General features: G+C 62.0%; 17 protein-coding genes and 2 pseudogenes. 7 read left to right on the top strand and 12 right to left on the bottom strand.

The genetic code is table 11. The annotated features are described in order from the left end of the window. Positions 1-46: 46 nt before the first annotated feature. Positions 47-907 (top strand): annotated as a pseudogene (locus C2U58_RS02190) (AAA family ATPase); the annotation flags it as partial. Positions 908-951: 44 nt separating this feature from the next. Here the strand turns inward: C2U58_RS02190 and C2U58_RS02195 are convergent. The 7 genes from C2U58_RS02195 to C2U58_RS02230 form a co-directional block, all read right to left on the bottom strand. Beyond that, positions 952-1,260, bottom strand: a complete 309-nt coding sequence (locus C2U58_RS02195) for a hypothetical protein (RefSeq protein WP_102944362.1) — start codon at positions 1,258-1,260, stop codon at positions 952-954. Beyond that, on the bottom strand, positions 1,260-1,445 hold the full coding sequence (locus C2U58_RS02200; RefSeq protein WP_032960292.1) for a hypothetical protein: 186 nt from the start codon (positions 1,443-1,445) through the stop codon (positions 1,260-1,262). The genes C2U58_RS02195 and C2U58_RS02200 overlap by 1 nt, the downstream gene beginning before the upstream one ends. A gap of 36 nt (positions 1,446-1,481) precedes the next feature. Beyond that, positions 1,482-1,733 (bottom strand): hypothetical protein, encoded by a 252-nt coding sequence (locus C2U58_RS02205; protein ID WP_049419319.1) that lies wholly within the window; start codon positions 1,731-1,733, stop codon positions 1,482-1,484. Positions 1,734-2,188: 455 nt separating this feature from the next. Beyond that, on the bottom strand, positions 2,189-2,560 hold the full coding sequence (locus C2U58_RS02210; RefSeq protein WP_146033387.1) for a hypothetical protein: 372 nt from the start codon (positions 2,558-2,560) through the stop codon (positions 2,189-2,191). Continuing rightward, positions 2,557-2,796: a hypothetical protein gene (locus C2U58_RS02215; protein ID WP_040008402.1), complete on the bottom strand. Its 240-nt coding sequence runs from the start codon at positions 2,794-2,796 to the stop codon at positions 2,557-2,559. Before C2U58_RS02215 ends, C2U58_RS02210 begins: the two co-directional genes overlap by 4 nt. A gap of 1,040 nt (positions 2,797-3,836) precedes the next feature. Continuing rightward, entirely contained in the window at positions 3,837-4,223 is a 387-nt protein-coding gene (locus tag C2U58_RS02225) for an H-NS family nucleoid-associated regulatory protein (protein WP_102944364.1), read from the bottom strand. A gap of 361 nt (positions 4,224-4,584) precedes the next feature. Further along, positions 4,585-5,484, bottom strand: a complete 900-nt coding sequence (locus tag C2U58_RS02230; RefSeq protein WP_102944365.1) for a ribbon-helix-helix protein, CopG family — start codon at positions 5,482-5,484, stop codon at positions 4,585-4,587. Positions 5,485-6,015: 531 nt separating this feature from the next. Here C2U58_RS02230 and C2U58_RS02235 point away from each other — a divergent pair. Genes C2U58_RS02235 through C2U58_RS02245 form a run of 3 tightly spaced genes read left to right on the top strand, consistent with a single transcriptional unit; the run spans position 6,016 to position 8,363 of the window. Continuing rightward, entirely contained in the window at positions 6,016-7,704 is a 1,689-nt protein-coding gene (locus C2U58_RS02235; protein WP_102944366.1) for a PAS domain S-box protein, read from the top strand. After that, positions 7,701-8,078, top strand: a complete 378-nt coding sequence (locus C2U58_RS20150; protein ID WP_232281412.1) for a hypothetical protein — start codon at positions 7,701-7,703, stop codon at positions 8,076-8,078. The genes C2U58_RS02235 and C2U58_RS20150 overlap by 4 nt, the downstream gene beginning before the upstream one ends. A 6-nt stretch (positions 8,079-8,084) precedes the next feature. Further along, positions 8,085-8,363 (top strand): membrane protein, encoded by a 279-nt coding sequence (locus C2U58_RS02245; RefSeq protein ID WP_040008414.1) that lies wholly within the window; start codon positions 8,085-8,087, stop codon positions 8,361-8,363. 555 nt (positions 8,364-8,918) lie between these two features. On the opposite strand, the gene C2U58_RS02255 is transcribed toward C2U58_RS02245, so the two are convergent. Together C2U58_RS02255 and C2U58_RS02260 are read right to left on the bottom strand one after the other, a co-directional pair. Continuing rightward, positions 8,919-9,914 (bottom strand): CorA family divalent cation transporter, encoded by a 996-nt coding sequence (locus C2U58_RS02255; protein WP_008265322.1) that lies wholly within the window; start codon positions 9,912-9,914, stop codon positions 8,919-8,921. Positions 9,915-10,104: 190 nt separating this feature from the next. Further along, positions 10,105-10,512 carry a hypothetical protein gene (locus tag C2U58_RS02260; RefSeq protein WP_172448055.1) on the bottom strand — a complete coding sequence of 136 codons (408 nt, stop codon included), beginning with the start codon at positions 10,510-10,512 and terminating at the stop codon, positions 10,105-10,107. Between the two features lie 250 nt (positions 10,513-10,762). Between C2U58_RS02260 and C2U58_RS02265 the strand changes: the two genes are divergently transcribed. The 3 genes and pseudogenes from C2U58_RS02265 to C2U58_RS02275 all read left to right on the top strand — a co-directional run bounded on the left by C2U58_RS02265 (position 10,763) and on the right by C2U58_RS02275 (position 12,537). Beyond that, positions 10,763-11,260: a ferritin-like domain-containing protein gene (locus tag C2U58_RS02265; RefSeq protein WP_049453287.1), complete on the top strand. Its 498-nt coding sequence runs from the start codon at positions 10,763-10,765 to the stop codon at positions 11,258-11,260. Between the two features lie 47 nt (positions 11,261-11,307). Beyond that, positions 11,308-11,898: pseudogene (locus C2U58_RS02270) on the top strand (DUF6766 family protein); the annotation flags it as partial. A gap of 48 nt (positions 11,899-11,946) precedes the next feature. Beyond that, complete coding sequence (locus tag C2U58_RS02275; RefSeq protein ID WP_253256624.1) at positions 11,947-12,537, top strand: isochorismatase family cysteine hydrolase; 591 nt, start codon at positions 11,947-11,949, stop codon at positions 12,535-12,537. A 29-nt stretch (positions 12,538-12,566) separates the two neighbouring features. Here the strand turns inward: C2U58_RS02275 and C2U58_RS02280 are convergent, their stop codons facing one another. From C2U58_RS02280 to ligD, 3 genes are all read right to left on the bottom strand, one after another. Beyond that, positions 12,567-13,496 carry an NAD(P)/FAD-dependent oxidoreductase gene (locus tag C2U58_RS02280; protein ID WP_102944369.1) on the bottom strand — a complete coding sequence of 310 codons (930 nt, stop codon included), beginning with the start codon at positions 13,494-13,496 and terminating at the stop codon, positions 12,567-12,569. 65 nt (positions 13,497-13,561) lie between these two features. After that, the gene (locus C2U58_RS02285; protein WP_102944370.1) at positions 13,562-14,131 is read right to left on the bottom strand and encodes a DUF488 domain-containing protein; all 570 of its coding nucleotides are present in this window, start codon (positions 14,129-14,131) and stop codon (positions 13,562-13,564) included. Between the two features lie 106 nt (positions 14,132-14,237). Continuing rightward, entirely contained in the window at positions 14,238-16,784 is a 2,547-nt protein-coding gene (ligD, locus tag C2U58_RS02290) for a DNA ligase D (protein WP_102944371.1), read from the bottom strand. Positions 16,785-16,788 lie beyond the last annotated feature (4 nt).

The following is a 16,788-nucleotide window of genomic DNA, read 5'->3' on the forward strand; positions in this document are numbered from 1 at the left end:
AGAACCGTCCGTGATATCGGGGTAGAACCCTTGCGATCGCTTCAACGCGGAGCTTGACGGCTTGGGCGGTGGCAGCCTCCCGGTGCGCATGAACCACAAGTCTTCGGGAAAAGGCGTCTACAGCTTTTTCATTGAGTTGAAGGACGCCGCGTTGTCGGTGAAGAACAGGGAGGTGCTCAGCGAGGGGGAACAGCGCATCGTGGCGTTGGCCGCGTTCCTCGCCGATGCCACGGGAGCCGATCGCGGCATCCCGGTCATCTTCGACGACCCGATTTCATCCTTGGACCAACTCTATGAGGAAGCTGTTGCTAGGCGTTTGGTTAGCTTGGCAGAGCAACGGCAGGTGATCGTGTTCACCCACCGGCTGTCCCTGATGGTCCTGCTGAGGAACGCGGCAAAGCAGCGCGCTGACCTGGCACTCCCCCCGGTAGAGGTCACCACAGTAGCCATCGGCCGCGACGGCGCGAGCACCGGCATGCCGACAACGATTGACGCCTTCTCACTCAAGCCCAAGACAGGGTTTGAACATATCAAGAGCAGCATCGTCGGAATCAAGAAGCAAGACCCCGACGTCCGAGCAATCCTTCTCAAAGCGTCTTGCAGCAACTTCCGCATCCTGGTGGAGCGATCCGTTGAGGATGACCTTTGCTCAGGCGTCATCAATCGCTTCAGGCGAGAAGTCAGAACGCTAAACGTGCTTCAGCGTTTGCATGCCATCACGGCAGATGATTGCGCGTTGATCAATAGCATGATGACCAAATACTCAGCATTCGAGCACTCCCAGTCCATGGAGACGCCGACGTGGCTTCCAGCGCCGGACGAGCTTCTGGCGGACGTGCAGACGATGCTGGACTGGATCAAGGACTTTAACGGACGAGCGGAAGCGGCGGCCAAACCCAACTCGTAGATCAGGTCCATTCACCGCCCCCGCTACTCAGAGGATCGCTGCCATCAGAAGCGCCGTTTGGCAGCGATTCCCACTGCGGGTGCCAGCGCTTGATGCAAGTCGTGCGCGCGAAGAAACGCGTGCAACCACTCTTCGGCGTCCTTGACGCCCGCCAGCTGCCGAACCACCACGCCTGCGACGCAATCCCCGGCGACGGCGAACAGGTCATTGTTCAGATCGCTGCTGGACAGAGGGGAATGGAAATCGGCCCCATCTTGGAACGCCTGAAGCAGGTGCTGCCTGGCAAGAAGATCCCGGCGCGCAGCCCAGGCGAGGCGCACGAGTTCAGAAGGTGGCCAGGGCGGAGGGATCATCAGAACTCGTAACCGTCCGGCACGCCCGAGGGGATGCCCTGCATGGGGCCCGAGTAGCCCACCTGCTGAACCAGGTTCTGGGCGGTTTGCGACATGCGATCCAGGCGTTCCGGGACTTGGTCCAGGGCGAACAGAACCATGCCAAAAATGGCGATGTTGAGCAGTTTGTTGAAAAGTTTGCGCACGAGCGGGGTCCTCCGTGGTTGTCAGGGGTTCTGGTTTCAAAAAAGTTGGTGGTGTTGGGCGATGCCGAACAAGCAAAGCGCCCAGGTGGCCGCAATCGTTGGAGGAGCCAGGCAAAGCGGCACGCCGAGGGCGATGTCCGACAGCTTGGCCTTGGGGTCGGTGACCATCTCCCATCCCAGCTTGGCCGCCCCCATCCCCGACATGGCGTCGAACAGGAATCGCAGGAGCGCTGAGGTGGTGGCGACGGAGGACCGGGCGGGCGCTTGGGTTTGGCTGCGGGTATTCATCAGAGCGCATCCAGTCGATCAGCAATGGCCAATCCGGCGACCAATCCAGCCAAGAGGCAAAAAGCAAAGAACGTCAACATGGGTTTTCCTTTGGTTAAAGAGCATCGGCGCCCTTCTCTGATCTCAAGGTAAAAGAAAACCAACTTTTCGCAATAGATTGACCCTACATTTTCCTGACTAAAACAAAAAACTGACGGACAACCGCAGAAAATACAAAAACCCTGAAATAACTCACATTTCCAGCCAAGCACCGGGCCCGGCGGAAGCCGAGGCCCCTCCTGCCTCTTCTCCACGCCGCTTTTGACGTTGCTTTTTCTGCTCAAGAGCTCAAAAGAACGCGGCAAAGCCCCGCCTGAAAAGCTCCCTCTGGCGAGGAAAGACCCTGGGCCGGGGCTCCCGTCCCAGCCTCCGGGTGGCTGTCCTTGGCCCCATCCCCCAAAAGGCAGTCCGATTCGTCAGGCGCTGGCGTGGATGCATCGCCAGACCAACTGGCGAAGGGCTTCTGTCTGACGAATGCCGATTCGGTTGGCGTCGATGAGCAAGGCCATAGCGACATCGGGAGCCACCTGCACACTGGGAAGCGCGGTTTTATAGCGCTCTCGCCCCTTTGCCTCTCCGGCCCACGGCGTCGGGCATCGAGGGGAAAACGGTTCTCGAATCTGGGCGTGTTGCTCGATGAGTTGAGCCAGTGCAGCGCGCATGCTCAGGCCTTGCGCGGCGGCCAGGGCTTGAAACGCGGCTTTGCTGGGCGCGTCAATCCACGTTTCATGGATGGTCTCCACAAGTGGCATGTTGTTCCGCTTGGGTTGTAGCGTGTAGCGGCTCATCCGCTCCTCCTCTTCTCCTTCAGGTCTGCTCTTACATACAACCCCGAATCCATAAAAACGAGGGCCATCTCACGAAACGAAACGCCCGCCGGAAACTCTTGACTCCAGACCACAATCCCATCTTTGAGGTAGCTGTATTCCTGGCGAGTCACTACGCCAAAGCCATCTTCTGAGTCGCACATGTATTTGACCCGGTGGCGGTAACCGGCGTTCTCGATTTCAATCAACTCTTTCATTCGAACCCTGCTTGTGAGGGCCAGAGGACGTAGCGCCTTGTCATGCGGTCCTCCGGCTGGGCTTGGCCATCCATCCTTGGGCGGCCGCTTCTTCAGCGGTCAGCAACGCGGAAGTGCCCAAGAAGCGTGTGAGCTGGTAATGGCCGATGGTGTGCGGATACCGCTGGAGGTGGGCGTGCATGGCTTTGTCGAAGTAGCACGTGGACCCCGAGCGGCGTTGATAGGCGAAATAGCGGCGGCGACGCGTTGCTGGGGGCTTCATGCCGAACCCCCGCAATCGTCGCAACGCTGCATTTCTGCCGGATACGTTGAGAAGGGGTAGGCCCCTTTCTGCCCCACTTCCCCGCAGCACCCACACTGCATGAGCCCCCGAGCCGTTTGGCAAATCGCGGCCTCCGGGCCTTGCCAAACCACGCCGACAACGACGGCTTCCCAGGAGCTGCCGCTCCCGGCAACCACAGTGAGCCTGTCGCCGTTCCGAACATTCGGGGCGGGCACCCGGGCGCCCCATTCGCCCGACTTGAGTTGGAGGGGCCTGGCGTGGTGGTGGGCCATTAGAAGACCCCCCGATAACCAAGGGCAACAAAGCCTGACCGGCCAATAGCGCAAGCAATCATTAGAAAACCTTTGAAGAGGGGGCATTCCCTCACTACCCACTCAAACTAAGCCCCCTCAAAAAAATCGCAATACTTTCACCCTGCGTTTTATCGACTAAATATCAAAACTGCCGGAAGGGCCGCGAATCGCTGAAAAACCCTGAAACGCCTCACATTTCCCGCTCAGCACCGGGCCCGGCGGAAGCCGAGGCCCCACCTGCCTTTCTCCCAATGCGCTTTTGCTTCATGCCGCTTTTGACGTTGCCTTTTCTCTCCAAGAGCTCAAAAGAACGCGGCCGGGGCCGCGCCTGAAAAGCCCCCTCCGGGGAGGTTAGGACATGGGCCGGGGCTTCCGCCCCAGCCTGCGCGTGGCTGCCATTCACTGAACGCCCACAAAAAAAGCCCCGGTTTCCCGGGGCTCTATCTGCAACGCTGTAATGCCGGTCAGGCCTTATACGGGTGCGCCGGCCATTCTTGGTCCGGGTTCTTCTTCTTCCACGCCTTGCCTTCAGCAGTTTCGGCCCACGCAAGGAATGCCTTGGGCTGCCGCCCGGTGCCAGCCCACGTGGTCCCGTCCGGGATCTGGAACTTCGGGGCGCGACTGATGCCGGCGCTTGCAGAAACCGCCTTGCGTGGCTCAAGCAGCGCCTTCAGATCGTTCTTCTGCTTCGTCGTGTAATGCTGCGCAAACTGCTGCAAGGTCTCGTAGACTCCTGCAAAGCTGGCCCCGGCTTCGGCCGCCAGCGCGTCGCCTTCGGCCTTTTCCATTTCGGCCACCAAGGCCTCCGCTTCAGCCTTTTTCTTGCGGATTTCTTCGAGCGTCAGTGCCACGGTTTTCCCTTGGATTTGGTCAAACCCCGATCCTGCCGTTTTGCGAGATTACTGTAAACCCTCAACGGCCCAACCCCGGCTCTCCAGTGGCGACTGCCACGGGGCTTCACCCTCAAAAGTCACTGAGGGCATGCCTTCCGCCGGCCACTGGAGCAAGCCCTTGGCGGTTCAGGGGACCGGCCGTGCCCACCTCCACGTTCCACCATGCAATGCCGCAATGTCCAGGGGCAACCGGGCGCCGGCAAAGCCTTGGGCAGCGGTTCCGCGATCCGGGCGTTCAGGCGGTCAACCAGGTGCAAGGCGTGCTTGTGGAAGATGACGTGGATGTTGCCGTTCTTAAACCGCCCGCCCAGGAACGGCTTCAGCAGCTCCCCACCTCGTGCGTCACCAAGAACCCTTCGGAGCCCCGTGTCTCATCGGATGCAGCCTGCTGGGTGGCGCGATTGGCCTTCATGGCCATCGTCTCGGCCCAGACACGCAATCCGATGTCCTGCAGAAGGATATCTTCCCTCTTTCTCGCGGTCGATTCGATGATCCAGTGGCGGCCATACGCGCCATGCATCAATGGCGCCCCTGGCCATCCTTTCCGGGCGACGGTCATGGCCAGTCCGGCGATCAACCGAACGTCAAAGCATCGCCTCGTTTCTTCCTCGGATAGTTCCAAGCGCGGAGCAAGCAATGCATCTCGGGCCTTCGTATCGGCCTGTATGACCCGCTCAAGCTCTGCTGGGGTTGGAGCCCCCATGCGCGTCCACACTTGCGCTGGCGAGCATGCCTTGACCCAGTTCCAAGCGCTTGCGGTGTCGTCAGACGGATCAGCCGGGTGCAGGTAGAGCCGACTTTCAAACACGGCCCGGAGGGTTTCCGGGTGCTTCCACTGGCGACCGTGGATGTACTGTCCCCAAGCCAGGATCTTGTCGCACACGGGCACCACCACGGGTGCTGGCACAGTCAGGAAATCGTTCAACGCCCGCCGCACTATTTCGGCCACGCTGACCTGTTCCATCCATGCCCTAGACTTCAACCTCGCCACCAACTCTGCTGGGGCCGACACCGGAGCCAACGCGATGCGAGGCCCAAGCACCTGGCCTTGCGACGGGGATAAAGGCTTGGTGATCGCAACGGTCAGCACTTGGCGCACGGCTTCGGCGATGGTCACGCCAGCGATGCTGGCTTGCACTTGGAGCGCTTGGTGCATGGCCTTCGGAAGCAAGACCTTGGGGAGGCGCTGCGGGGATTGAGGCTTGATAAGACGCGGCATCAGAACACTCCCCTCTCTGCCGACGTCACCGCATTCGGCCGCAAATCAGCCGACCATCCAAGACGCCTTTCGGCTTCCCACATCAACCGCATAAAACCCTCCCGTCAGAATGTTCAATACATTCATCCTTGATCGAAATCTGACGTTTGCAAGATGCAGCCACCCGTCGGCGTTTGACTAAATATCGAATCCGCGAAGCGGTCCACAAAAACCCAAGGCACCGCGAACTGGGCCCATGTCATCGCGCCCTGGCTCCGCGTGCCGGGCCACTCAAGTGGTCCATGGGAGGCTTGAGGCTTCTCTCAGCGTCCTTGAGGTTGCCCAAGCGACTCACGGATGATTCGGGTGGCTGTCGCTACCTCATGGCCAAGGGCCCCAAGCCGTCGTCGGAGCCGGCATAGGGGGGCAACGCTGTCTAAGCGTTGCCTTGTGGGGCGGCGGCCCGATCCGCCACTCAGCCTGGCGTTCACCGGCCCCAGACGCAGGATCTGAATAATCTATCGCGGTAACCCTACATGATGAAGGTGACCGATGGCCGAGGCCGCCCGTCAGATTGCTCTGGAGTCGTTGCGGATCCTTGATTCCGATCCCGAGCCCTTTTTCGATGCCCTGACCCGGGCCGCGCGGAACATGACGGGCATGCCGATCGCCTTGATCTCCTTGGTGGACGGGGATCGCCAATGGTTCAAGGCCCAAGTAGGCCTTCCCGGCGTGGACGAGACGCCGCGCGACATCTCCTTCTGCACCTGGGCCATCCAGTCCAACGAGCTGTTTGAGGTGGCAGACGCCTCTGAAGATGCAAGGTTTGCGACCAACCCGTTGGTCTTGGGCCCTCCTTTCGTCCGCCACTACGTCGGCGCACCCATCAGCGCCAATGGCCAGAACGTGGGAACGCTTTGCCTGCTCAGCCCAAACCCGGGAACGATCTCAGCGGAGCAGGGAGCAGCCCTGTCCTGCTTGGCCCAGGCCGCCGCAGTCGGCATGCAGCAGCGCGCTCGCCTTCTTGAGCGGGTCACCGAGTCCCAGGCCTTGCAACGGCGTTTTCAGAGAAGCCAGTTCTTTCTGGAGCGCACCAATGCACTGGCCAAGGTTGGCGGGTGGGAGCTGGTGCTTGGAACTGGAGAAGTCAAATGGACCAAGGAGACCCGGAGGATCCATGGCGTCTCTGACGACGCGGTGCCCGGCCTGGACACGGCGATTGCCCTGTATCCGGAAGGCGCACGGCAGCGGCTGGAGGCCGCCCTGGAAGACTGTATCTCATCGGGTGTGCCCATCGATTTGACCCTTCCGTCCAGCAAGCTTTCGGGGGAGCGCACGTGGGTCCACGTGGTGGGCCAGCGGGAAGAGACCGAAACCGGTGCCCGATTGATCGGCGCGATCCAGGACGTGACGGAGCAACGGGCGGCGGTCGAGGCCTTGGCGCATAGCGAGGCACGCTACCGCAGGCTGTTCCAACACAGCCTCGGCCTCATCTGCACGCATTCCTTGGACGGGACGGTCACGTCGGTCAACCCTGCGGCCTCGCACTCACTGGGTCTCTCGGAGGGTGACGTCGTCGGCCGATCGCTGGCCGAGCTCATTCCCCAGAGCAAGCAGGACGCGTTCAAGGCTTACTTGGATCGCATCCGGGAAAACGAGAGCGACTCGGGCATGATGGAGCTGGTGGCCCGCGACGGATCGCGCCGCTTCTGGGCGTATCACAACGTGCTGGACACAGAAGCCCAACCGCCCTACGTGCTGGGCCACGCGCAAGACATCACGACTCAACACATCCAAGAGCAGCAGCTCCACGACTTGGCGACCCGCGACCCGCTCACCCGAGCGTTCAACCGTCGCTACTTGGCCGATCTGGCCCACCAGCAGTTCGATGGGTGGGGCTGTCTGGTGTTTGACTTGGACCACTTCAAAGAAGTCAACGACACCCAAGGCCACGCCCAAGGCGACAAGGTGCTGGTCGACTTCGTGGCTTTCCTGTCCGCCCCGCTCCAAGGCGAGGAAGCGGTGGTTCGGCTCGGGGGCGACGAGTTCCTCGTGTTCGTCCCCGATGCGACGTTGGAACGGCTGAGCGTGTTGGAGGACACCTACCACGAGCGCGCCGGCGAGGCACCGATCCGCTTTTCCGGCGGTTGCGCCATTGGTCGGCCCTCGGAATCGGTGGCCGATACAATCAATCGCGCAGACATGAAACTCTACGACCGCCGAAAGCGGGAACGGCAGTGAGCCTGCCCTCAGATCCGGGCATGGGGCCAGTTGTGGGCTGCCCCCTTACGCCGATGATCGCCTTTAGCGTAGCAAGCGGCCCTTCAGTGCCGCCCAATCTCACCGATGGAGAGGGCAACATGGATAAGCGGGTGTGCTTTGATTTCGAGATTGATTTCAGCAACGGGGGCGGGATTCAGGGCCAAGGCTTCCGGCTGGACATCGCCGGTGACGACATCACCAATGAGGCGTTGGCCGACTACATCGTGCGCGACATGCGCCTGCTGATGGTGGGTGAGGTTCGCATCCTCAACAAGGAAATCATTGAGGAGCCTCATAAGCGCCCGGCGCACGACCAAGACGGTTCAACTGTCCACGACTCAAAGGACGGGTGAGCGGCCATGCATCCTGATGTTCTCGGCTGGGCTGCAACCGTAGTGCTGATTGCCACGCTGGTCCGGCAAATGATCAAACAGTGGCAGTCTCCCCACCCCGAAACGGTCTCCAAGTGGCTGTTCGTCGGTCAGATGACCGCGTCCACCCTTTTCACCGTCTACAGTGCACTTTTGGGGTCAACGGTGTTTGTGGTGACCAATGCCCTGCTGCTGCTCACGGCCGTGGTGGGACAGATCCTGGCTTGGCGTCGACGTCGACGAACCGACGCATCGCCTCCCTGCTGACCCAGTATTGGGTGCACCAGGGAAGGCCGTCGTAGGCCTGGAGCAGCCGCTCTCATCAGATCCGAAACGCGCGTCGCCTGACATGCTCGACCCGGCCTCCGACCGTGACCAGCGTCGAGATGGCCCAGTCGCTGGAAGCGGACACGGGTGGAAGCAACAAGATCTCAACGCCGGCCCCCATCGCCGTGCCTTTCCATAGCTCCACGGCGCTGTCCCCGCTGGGACTGCGGTGGAGGCCCCAATCCGAGGCGAACTCCGTCAGCTCCTGCCTTCCATGAATCCCATCGAGCGCGCTGCAAAGCGAATCATACTGAGCACTCCTCACTCCCCCTTGCATCGTTTTCTAACCTGCGCTTCACCATCCATCCCAGACTACTTCATGGCAGACATGAAGATCGAAAGCCAGTCTGAATCCCTCAGGAGAACGCCAACTTTCTGACGGGGCAGCCTCCGATCCATTACCTGAAGCTGGGACCAGGGACGACACGCAGCGGATTCAGGCAGGTTTCCGCCTGTGCCTCGCAGAAACCCTATCTGCCACGGACCGGGGCAGGATTACAGCCACCCGCGCTTTCGCCCGACGAAAATTGAGGTCGCGCCCAACCCCGCCATGATGCCCACCGCAATCCAGAAGCCTTCGGTCTTCATGCCGAAGAAGTTGGCATCGAAGTTCATGCCCAACGCGCCCGCGATGACGGCCAGCAAGCCGGTCACCACCGTCACGAAGGTCAGCAGCTTCATGCGTTCGTTGGTTTGGAGCTCGGTCTGGGTGCTGAAGAGCTGGAAGCTGCCAACAACGAGCTCTCGGGCGTTCTCAACCACGTCCAACGCTCGCTCAAACCTGTCGTCCAGATCGCGCAAGTGCCGCGCCACCTCTTCGGCCCCGTCAGGCACGAAGTCCGGCCGCGAGAGGCCGTCGAAGACAGTTCGGTGCGGTGCCAGCATCCGTCGGAGCCGAGAGGCCGCGGCTCGGAGCGCGGCGAGCTCGGGCAGGGCCGAGCGCCCAGGGGGCTGATCAGACAAGATCCGACTCTCCAACCGTTCGATCTCCACCTCAAACAGCGCGACGGCGGAGAAATACGTGGAAAGATGCCAATCCAACAATGCGGCCACGAAGCTCGCCTCGCCCAAGCAGCCGATGTCGCGGGCGCTCTCGGGTTCCCGCTCCCGCAGATCGGCCAAGAAGGCAATGTCTTCGTCGTGGTGGGTCACCACAAAGTTCGCCCCAGCCACGACGGTCAACACCGCGCCTTGGAACTTCAGCCCCTTCCCACGCAACACTGCCACTACACGCGCCATGAAATGGTCGGCGAACTTTTCAAGCCGGGGATTGGTGGCGATGGGACTGCTCGGCAGGGATGCGGGATTCAACCTCAGCGCGCGCCACACCTGTTCGGCTTGCTGATTGGGAGCCCCGCATAGATCCACCCAAAGAAGTTCGTCGTCGCTCGGAGGATTGCTAGGAAGATCCTCCAATCGAAGCGTGCAACTGCCCTTCTCGCGATAAAGCTTGATGGTCAAGCCACTTTCAGGAACGTCGGGGGTATCCATGCGGGAATCTTGCCGAGCGCCAGTTGAGCCACACGTGAAGATCCAACACTGCGCTTGCCCCGCGGCAAGAATGGCCTTGAAACTGCGCTACGCCGCCCGGACGGTCGTTGAGGTCCTCGGGGGGAAAGCGAAGACCCTTAGGGTTCGACAGTCCAAGGTCTAACTGCGCTCACTCGCTTCGCAAGGCTATTCATCCTTCGGCATCGGCGATCCGCACATACGCTTCTGTCATCGCCGCAGAGAAGTGAGCGCCGCAGCGAAACGCATTCAGCAACGCGCCCAAGAGGTAGCGGTGCTCGTCGACGGGGAACAGATCCACGTGGTGCTCGCCCTCTCGAGTCGCGTGCTTCACTGCATTCCGCAGTCCCACCATGTCCTCTTTGATGTCACGGTAGACCAGATCCTGGCGGGCGCTCATCTGCCTGGCCACCTGGAGCATGTGCTCGCCAATGGTGGGGGTGTCGTTGGCCGGGGGCAGCGCGCGAAGCATGTCCTCTGCCGTGCCGGCCAGAAGCACGACGGTGGCGGGGTGATGGCCCGCCAGATAGAGCGCGCACGCGGCTTCCAAGTGGCCGATGGCGATGTCCAGTTTGCTCAAGCGCATGGGACCACGCCGTGGGAGGGACGTTCATCATGACTCCCATGGCGGCGACCGGCCCGGGGAGTCCCTCATTGACAGGGTGCATGGATCCGGCCCTGACCGCTTCCCTTTTTTGGCACGTCTGATGGTGCAGATTTCTCCGTTTCCTCCGCTACGCGCGTGTCATAACCTTGATTGCACCGGTCCTTCACGCATCGTCGCCGACCAGCGGGGCATGGTAATGGCTCTCCCTAACTCGGATGCCCACATGGCTATCAAGACCGCTGAAGAACTGTTTGTGCACGAGCTCTCTGACATTTACAGCGCTGAAAAGCAGCTGACCAAGGCCCTGCCCCGCCTGGCCCGTGCTGCGGAGAATCCGGACCTGGCCGCCGCCTTCGAGACCCACTTGGAAGAGACCCAAGGGCAGATCGAACGCATCGATCAGGTCGTGGAGGTGCTGGGGATCCGCCTGAAGCGCATCAAATGCGCAGCGATGGAAGGCTTGGTGGAGGAAGGCAAGGAAGTGATCGATTCCATTGAGAAGGGCCCGGTGCGCGACGCCGCCCTGATTGGCGGTGCCCAAAAGGTGGAGCACTACGAGATCGCCTCCTACGGCACCATCGCGGCGTTGGCCAAACAGCTGGGCTACAAGGACGCCTTGCCCTACCTTCTGGAGACGTTGGAGGAGGAAAAGGCGACGGACGAGAAGCTGACCATGCTGGCCGAGCAAGGCGGCAATCAGAGCGCTGCCAGCAAACAGTAACGTCGGAGCGGGCCTGCGGGCCCGCTTTCTTACGGGAGGGCAACAACATGTGGCGTCGCAATGGCCTGTCGATCGTGTTGTTCGCGCTGATGGCCGTCTTCCTGGTGGCTCAAGCGCTGACCGGATGGCAGGTCCATAACGAGGAACTGGCCCAGCACGGCTTGAAGTCTCTGCCGTTTTGGAGCTACCTGACCACGGGCCACTTCAGCAGCGCCACCTTCGAGAACTGGGAAAGCGAGTTCCTCCAGATGGGCATGTATGTCCTGCTCACCGTCCGGCTGCGCCAAGCCGGCTCGGCGGAGTCGAGGCCCCTCGACCCAGCAGAAGAAGAGCCCCGTGTAGGATCAGGGCCGGTTCCTTGGCCCGTGCGCAAGGGGGGCGTCTGGAAGAGCCTCTACGGCCACTCTTTGGCCATTGTTTTCTTTCTCCTGTTCTTCCTCTCCTTCTCGCTCCAGGCAGTGGGAAGTTGGAGGGCCAAGTCTCAGGAAAATCGACGGGTTGCTGCCCCCATCGTTAACCGATCACCTCTCCAGCAGCGACTTTTGGTTTGAGTCCATGCAAAACTGGCAAAGCGAGTCTCTAGCGGTCTTGGCGCAGGTTGTGCTGACCATCTTCCTGCGTCAGAAGGATTCGCCACANACAATCCAAGGCGGTGGAAGCGCCGCATTCACAGACGGGGGACTGAGGTGAGCTCCCCCGCCCTCCTGATCATCGACCTGTTCAGCAAGTTCAACTTTCCCGATGGGCAGCAACTCGCACCGCTGGCCCTCCGGGCCGCGAAAAAAGCCGGTCAGATTCGAGCGGCGTTTGACGAAAGGGGCTGGCCCGTCATCTATGCCAACGACAACTTTGGCGACTGGAAGTGCGGCTTTCACCAGCTGGCGGAAGTGTGTCGCCATGAGGACGGTCCGGCCGGTGACATTGCGCGACTCCTTTTCCCTGGTCCGGATCATTACACGGTGCTCAAGCCGAAGCACTCGGCGTTCCTGGCGACCCCACTGGCCGTGCTTCTCGCAAAGCTGGACGTTCGCACCCTGGTGCTTGTAGGCATGGCCTTGGATTCCTGTATTCACGCCACCGCTATCGACGCACACTCGCGGGAGTTCTCTACCGTTGTCATCTCCGACGCCACGGCGTGCCTGCCAAAGCGCAGGTCCGCCGCGCTGACGCTGCTGCGATCCACAGGAAGCGTCCAAGTGCGCACGACCGGAGCGCTGCTTCAGTCACTCGAGAGCGGCCCTCGCCGTTCAGCGATTGATCCTATTGGACGGAAATAGAGACATTCTTGAGCCCTTCGGGGCCTGCGTTAGGGGAGCAAGCCAAGCAAAGATCGGTGTGCGGCCACGCCCGCCAAGGCTCCCTCCCCCACCGCCAGGGCGATGTTCCCTGCAAACCGGGCTGCATCGCCGCACGCGAACACCCCTGGGATGGTGGATTGCTTGGCCGAATCGGTGGTGATGCATCCCGCGTCCTCGGTTGCGCAACCCAAGCATTTGGCCAAGCCGGAGGCCAACGTGGTTTCCGGGTGGACGAACAAGGCTTCCACTTCGCGGGAGCTGCCGTCTGCGAGAGTCAAGGACGCTTTGCCGGTCATGCCAACCAGGGCCTCCTTCTCCAAGGTCGCACCGATGCCCCTCAGCTGCAGAGAAAGCTCTTCCACCTCCGACGCAGAAAGCGCGCCGTCGTGGAACGCCGTGATCTGTCCCCACTGAGAAAGCGCCCTGACTTGGTCCATCGCTTCGGATCTGGACGCAATAAGCACGCCGATGGCTGTTCCGCAGATTTCATAGCCGTGGCAGTAGGGGCAATGGAGGACGGTTTTTCCCCATCGCTCCGCGAGCCCCGGGACGTCGGGCAACCGATCCTCCACGCCGTGCGCAAGTAGCAGTCGCTGGGCGTAGTAGTAATCGCCGGATGCACAATCGACACGGAACCCTGCCTCGAGTGAACCGGCGGCGTCGGTGGCCTCATCGGTCGCCCATTGCACTCGCTCGTAGGCGAGCAACTGCCGGCGACCGGTCTCAAGCATGGCTGCGGGGCTCACCCCATCCCACCCCAAACACCCGTGCGCCTTCCCAGCGCGTTGGTTGCGGGGCTGCCCGTGGTCTATCACCAACACCGTGCGGCAAGCGCGCGCCAACTGCAAGGCAGCCGACATGCCCGCATAGCCTCCGCCGATCACGATGGCGTCGAAGGCAGGCAGGTCCTGCGAGGTTGGCGGGCTTGGACTGGTCATCTTCGCTTGCTCGATGGGGGAAATGCGCCGGGCGATCGCGTGTCGCGCTCGCCCTACTGGTTGGTTCAGAACAGCTCCGTCTGAGCCGGTGGGTAGACAAGCGCTGGCCCGGCGGCCTGCGCCATCGGGTTCAGCGGATGCGGCTTGGGTTCGGCGTGGGACATGATGTGCAACACCTCATGGCCCCGGTGCATCAGCAGGTCGGAGATGAGACGTCGGTGGCAGCGCCACCACGGTGCCTCCGCGCACATCAGCGCGGTCCGATGTTTGCCCCCCAGTGCAAGCACCTTCGATAGCCCGCCGGCGAACTCGGCGGTCGCCATGTGATCTGCGTAGCCCTGAAACGCGGCGTTGTCCCACGCGCCATTGGGCGAATCCGGCTGCACCTTGCGTCGCCCGCCCAGTTCAGGAATCCAGAGATACTCCACGCCGTGCGCTGGCAACGTTTCAGCCATCTGCTCGGACGAAAACCAAGGGTAACGACGCGATCCTGGGAAGCGACGCACGTCCGCGATCGCCGAGATGCCTTGTGCGGACAGCAGTTGTAAGAACTCGTCCCAAGGTCGAGTGGAATGCCCGATGGTCCAGACGGTCACCGGGGTCGGAGAGGGAGCATCGCACTGCATGAGGCTCATTGGACAGGAGCCGGCATCAAGCCCGCGTGCTCATCACGTGCTCGGCAGCTGCCAACGACGCTCGCGTCTGCCCGTCTACGCTCGGACACGACCGCGGGGATAGCGGCTAGTCGTTTCGGGCCCATTTCGACAAGTTCTGCTTCAACGCATCGATGCCCTCCCAGGGATCCTTGCGGCGACGTTTCAGCTTGCCCGGCACGTCCTTGATCGTGAACGCGTCAGCCCGTTTGAGGTTTGGCAGCTCGCTCCACGCCAGAGGCATCGCGACAGGCGCGCCCGGTCTACCCCGCAGGGAATACGACGCCACTGCGGTGGCACCTCGACCGTTACGCAGGTAGTCGACAAAGATCCGCTTGTTTCGAAGGGCTTTGGTGGCGGTGGCCAAGAACCGCTGAGGTTCCGACTGGGCCAACGCGTCGGCGAATCCTTTGGCGAAGCGCTTGGTCAGGTCCCAGTCGCACCCGGGATTCAAGGGCACCACGACATGAAGGCCCTTGCCTCCGGATACCCGCAGGAAGGACTCCAGCTCCAGTCGGCCCAGAAGCTTCCGGATGTCACTGGCGGCCTTTTTTACCTCCGCGAATGGCACGTCTGGGCCCGGGTCTAAATCGAACACCACCCGGTCGGCGCGGTCGGGCTCCTCCGCGTGGCTTCCCCACGGATGGAACTCTAGGGCTTTGAACTGGACCAGCTCCAGCAAGCTGGCCGCGTCGCGCACTACGAGGTAGTGGGCGTTGATGCCGCTGTCCTCCTTCAGCTTGACCGAGTCCACCAGCTCCAGCCCGGCGGTGTGGTGCTTTTGGAAGAAGCAAGGCTTGCCAGTGCCGGCGGGACAGCGAATGATCGACAAGGGCCGGTTGATCACCTCGGGCAGCAGGTGATCCATCACTGCCGAGTAGTAATCCCAAACGTCTTGCTTCGTATAGCCGTCGCCAGGGAAAAGGACCTTGCTCGGGGAGGACAGTTTGGGGGGCACGCGTTCGACTTGAGGCGTTGCGGCGGTCTTGCGGGCAGAAGACGCCGCCGATGCCCGTTTGCCACGGGCCGGTTTCGCCGGGGCGGCGCGATCCGAATCCGCCAAATCATTCACTTCCTTGTCGGCCCGCACGGCTTTCAAGGAGGCTTGGCGCAGCAGTTGCTGCCCCCCGATGCCGCGATAGAACACCTCCACCACGAAGCGCGGCTCGAACCACGTGGCAGAGCGAAGATCGGTGTCCTCGGTGGGCACGTAGGCCGTCGGCTTCTTGCCTCCCCCTTGGATCCTCTTGCTCACGTCCTTGATCAAGGCGTCGGAGAACCCGGTGCCCACCCGGCCCACGTAGAGCCAACCGTGTTTGGCGTCGGGCTTGGCCAGTAAAAGCGAGCCAAAGCCGCTGCGGCTGCCCTTGGGGGCCGTGTAGCCCACCACTGCGAACTCATCGCTGGCAAGCTGCTTGGTCTTGCGCCAGTCGTCGCTGCGGCCGGGGTGGTAGCCGCGATCGGCGCGCTTGGAAATGATGCCCTCGAAGTGCTGTTCGCCAGCCAGACGGTAGGCTTCGTTGCCGTCGCCTTGAACGTGAGAGCTGAAGGCCAAATGGCCGGCTTGGCCTTCCAGCAGCTCCTGCAGGAGCGCCTTGCGCTCTAGCAGAGGTGCTGCGGCCACGTCCACGCCATCGATGTGCAGCAGGTCGAAGAGCGCGTAGGCCAGCGCGCCTTGCCGCTCCCCGGACAATGTCGCCTGGAGCAGGTTGAAGTCCTCCTTGGTGCCCGATCCGGCGATGAGCTCGCCATCCAAGGCAGCAGAGGTAAGGCCCAACGCCGCCACGGCGTCGCGTATCTCGGGGATCTTGTCGGTCCACTCCAACGCGTTGCGGGACCAGAGCCGGACGGCTCCATCGGCGACCGTTGCGAGGATCCGATACCCGTCCCACTTGATCTCATGGACCCATTGGTCGCCCTGCGGCGGGGCCTCCCCCAGCTTGGCCAACTGGGGCTCGAAGGGGCCGGAAGGCGGAGCCGCCTCTTTCGCTTTGGGGAGGACCAACGCCTTCTTGGCCCAGTTCTTCCGTCGCGCACGCTTTGCAGGGAGGGCTTTGAGCTTCTTCTTGTCGGCTTTACCGCCGCCGGCCCTCTTGATGTCTGCCGTTGGGGCCGCCGACACATCGGCGAGCAGATCGTCCGCTTCCAGATCGCTCGCATACGCATCGTCGTCCTTGAACAACAGCCACTGCGGCTGACGGGCCGGTTTGCCGGACCGGACCAGGTGCCACCCGCCTTTGAGCTTGGTGCCGAACAGCTCGAAGCGCAGGTGACCCTTGGCAAGTTGTGCCTCTGGGTCTCCTTGGGTGGCCCAGACGCCGTGATCAAACTGGGCCACGTGCCCACCGCCGTATTGCCCTTTGGGGATCTCGCCTTCGAAGCTGGCGTAGTCGACGGGATGGTCTTCTACTTCCACGGCCATGCGCTTGACCTTGGGGTCGTAACTGGGGCCTTTGGGGACGGCCCAACTCTTCAGGGCGTCGCCGATTTGCAGCCGGAAGTCGTAGTGCCGGCGGCTGGCGTGGTGGAGTTGGACCACGAAAATGGCGCGCTGCCCTTGGGGCAGCGCTTTGCCAGGCTCCGGCTCCTTGGTCTGGTCAAAGCGGCGCTTGCGGCGGTATTCGACCAAGGACATGACG

It is taken from the genome of Stenotrophomonas sp. VV52 (genome assembly GCF_002893095.1).
Classification (GTDB): domain Bacteria; phylum Pseudomonadota; class Gammaproteobacteria; order Xanthomonadales; family Xanthomonadaceae; genus Stenotrophomonas; species Stenotrophomonas aracearum.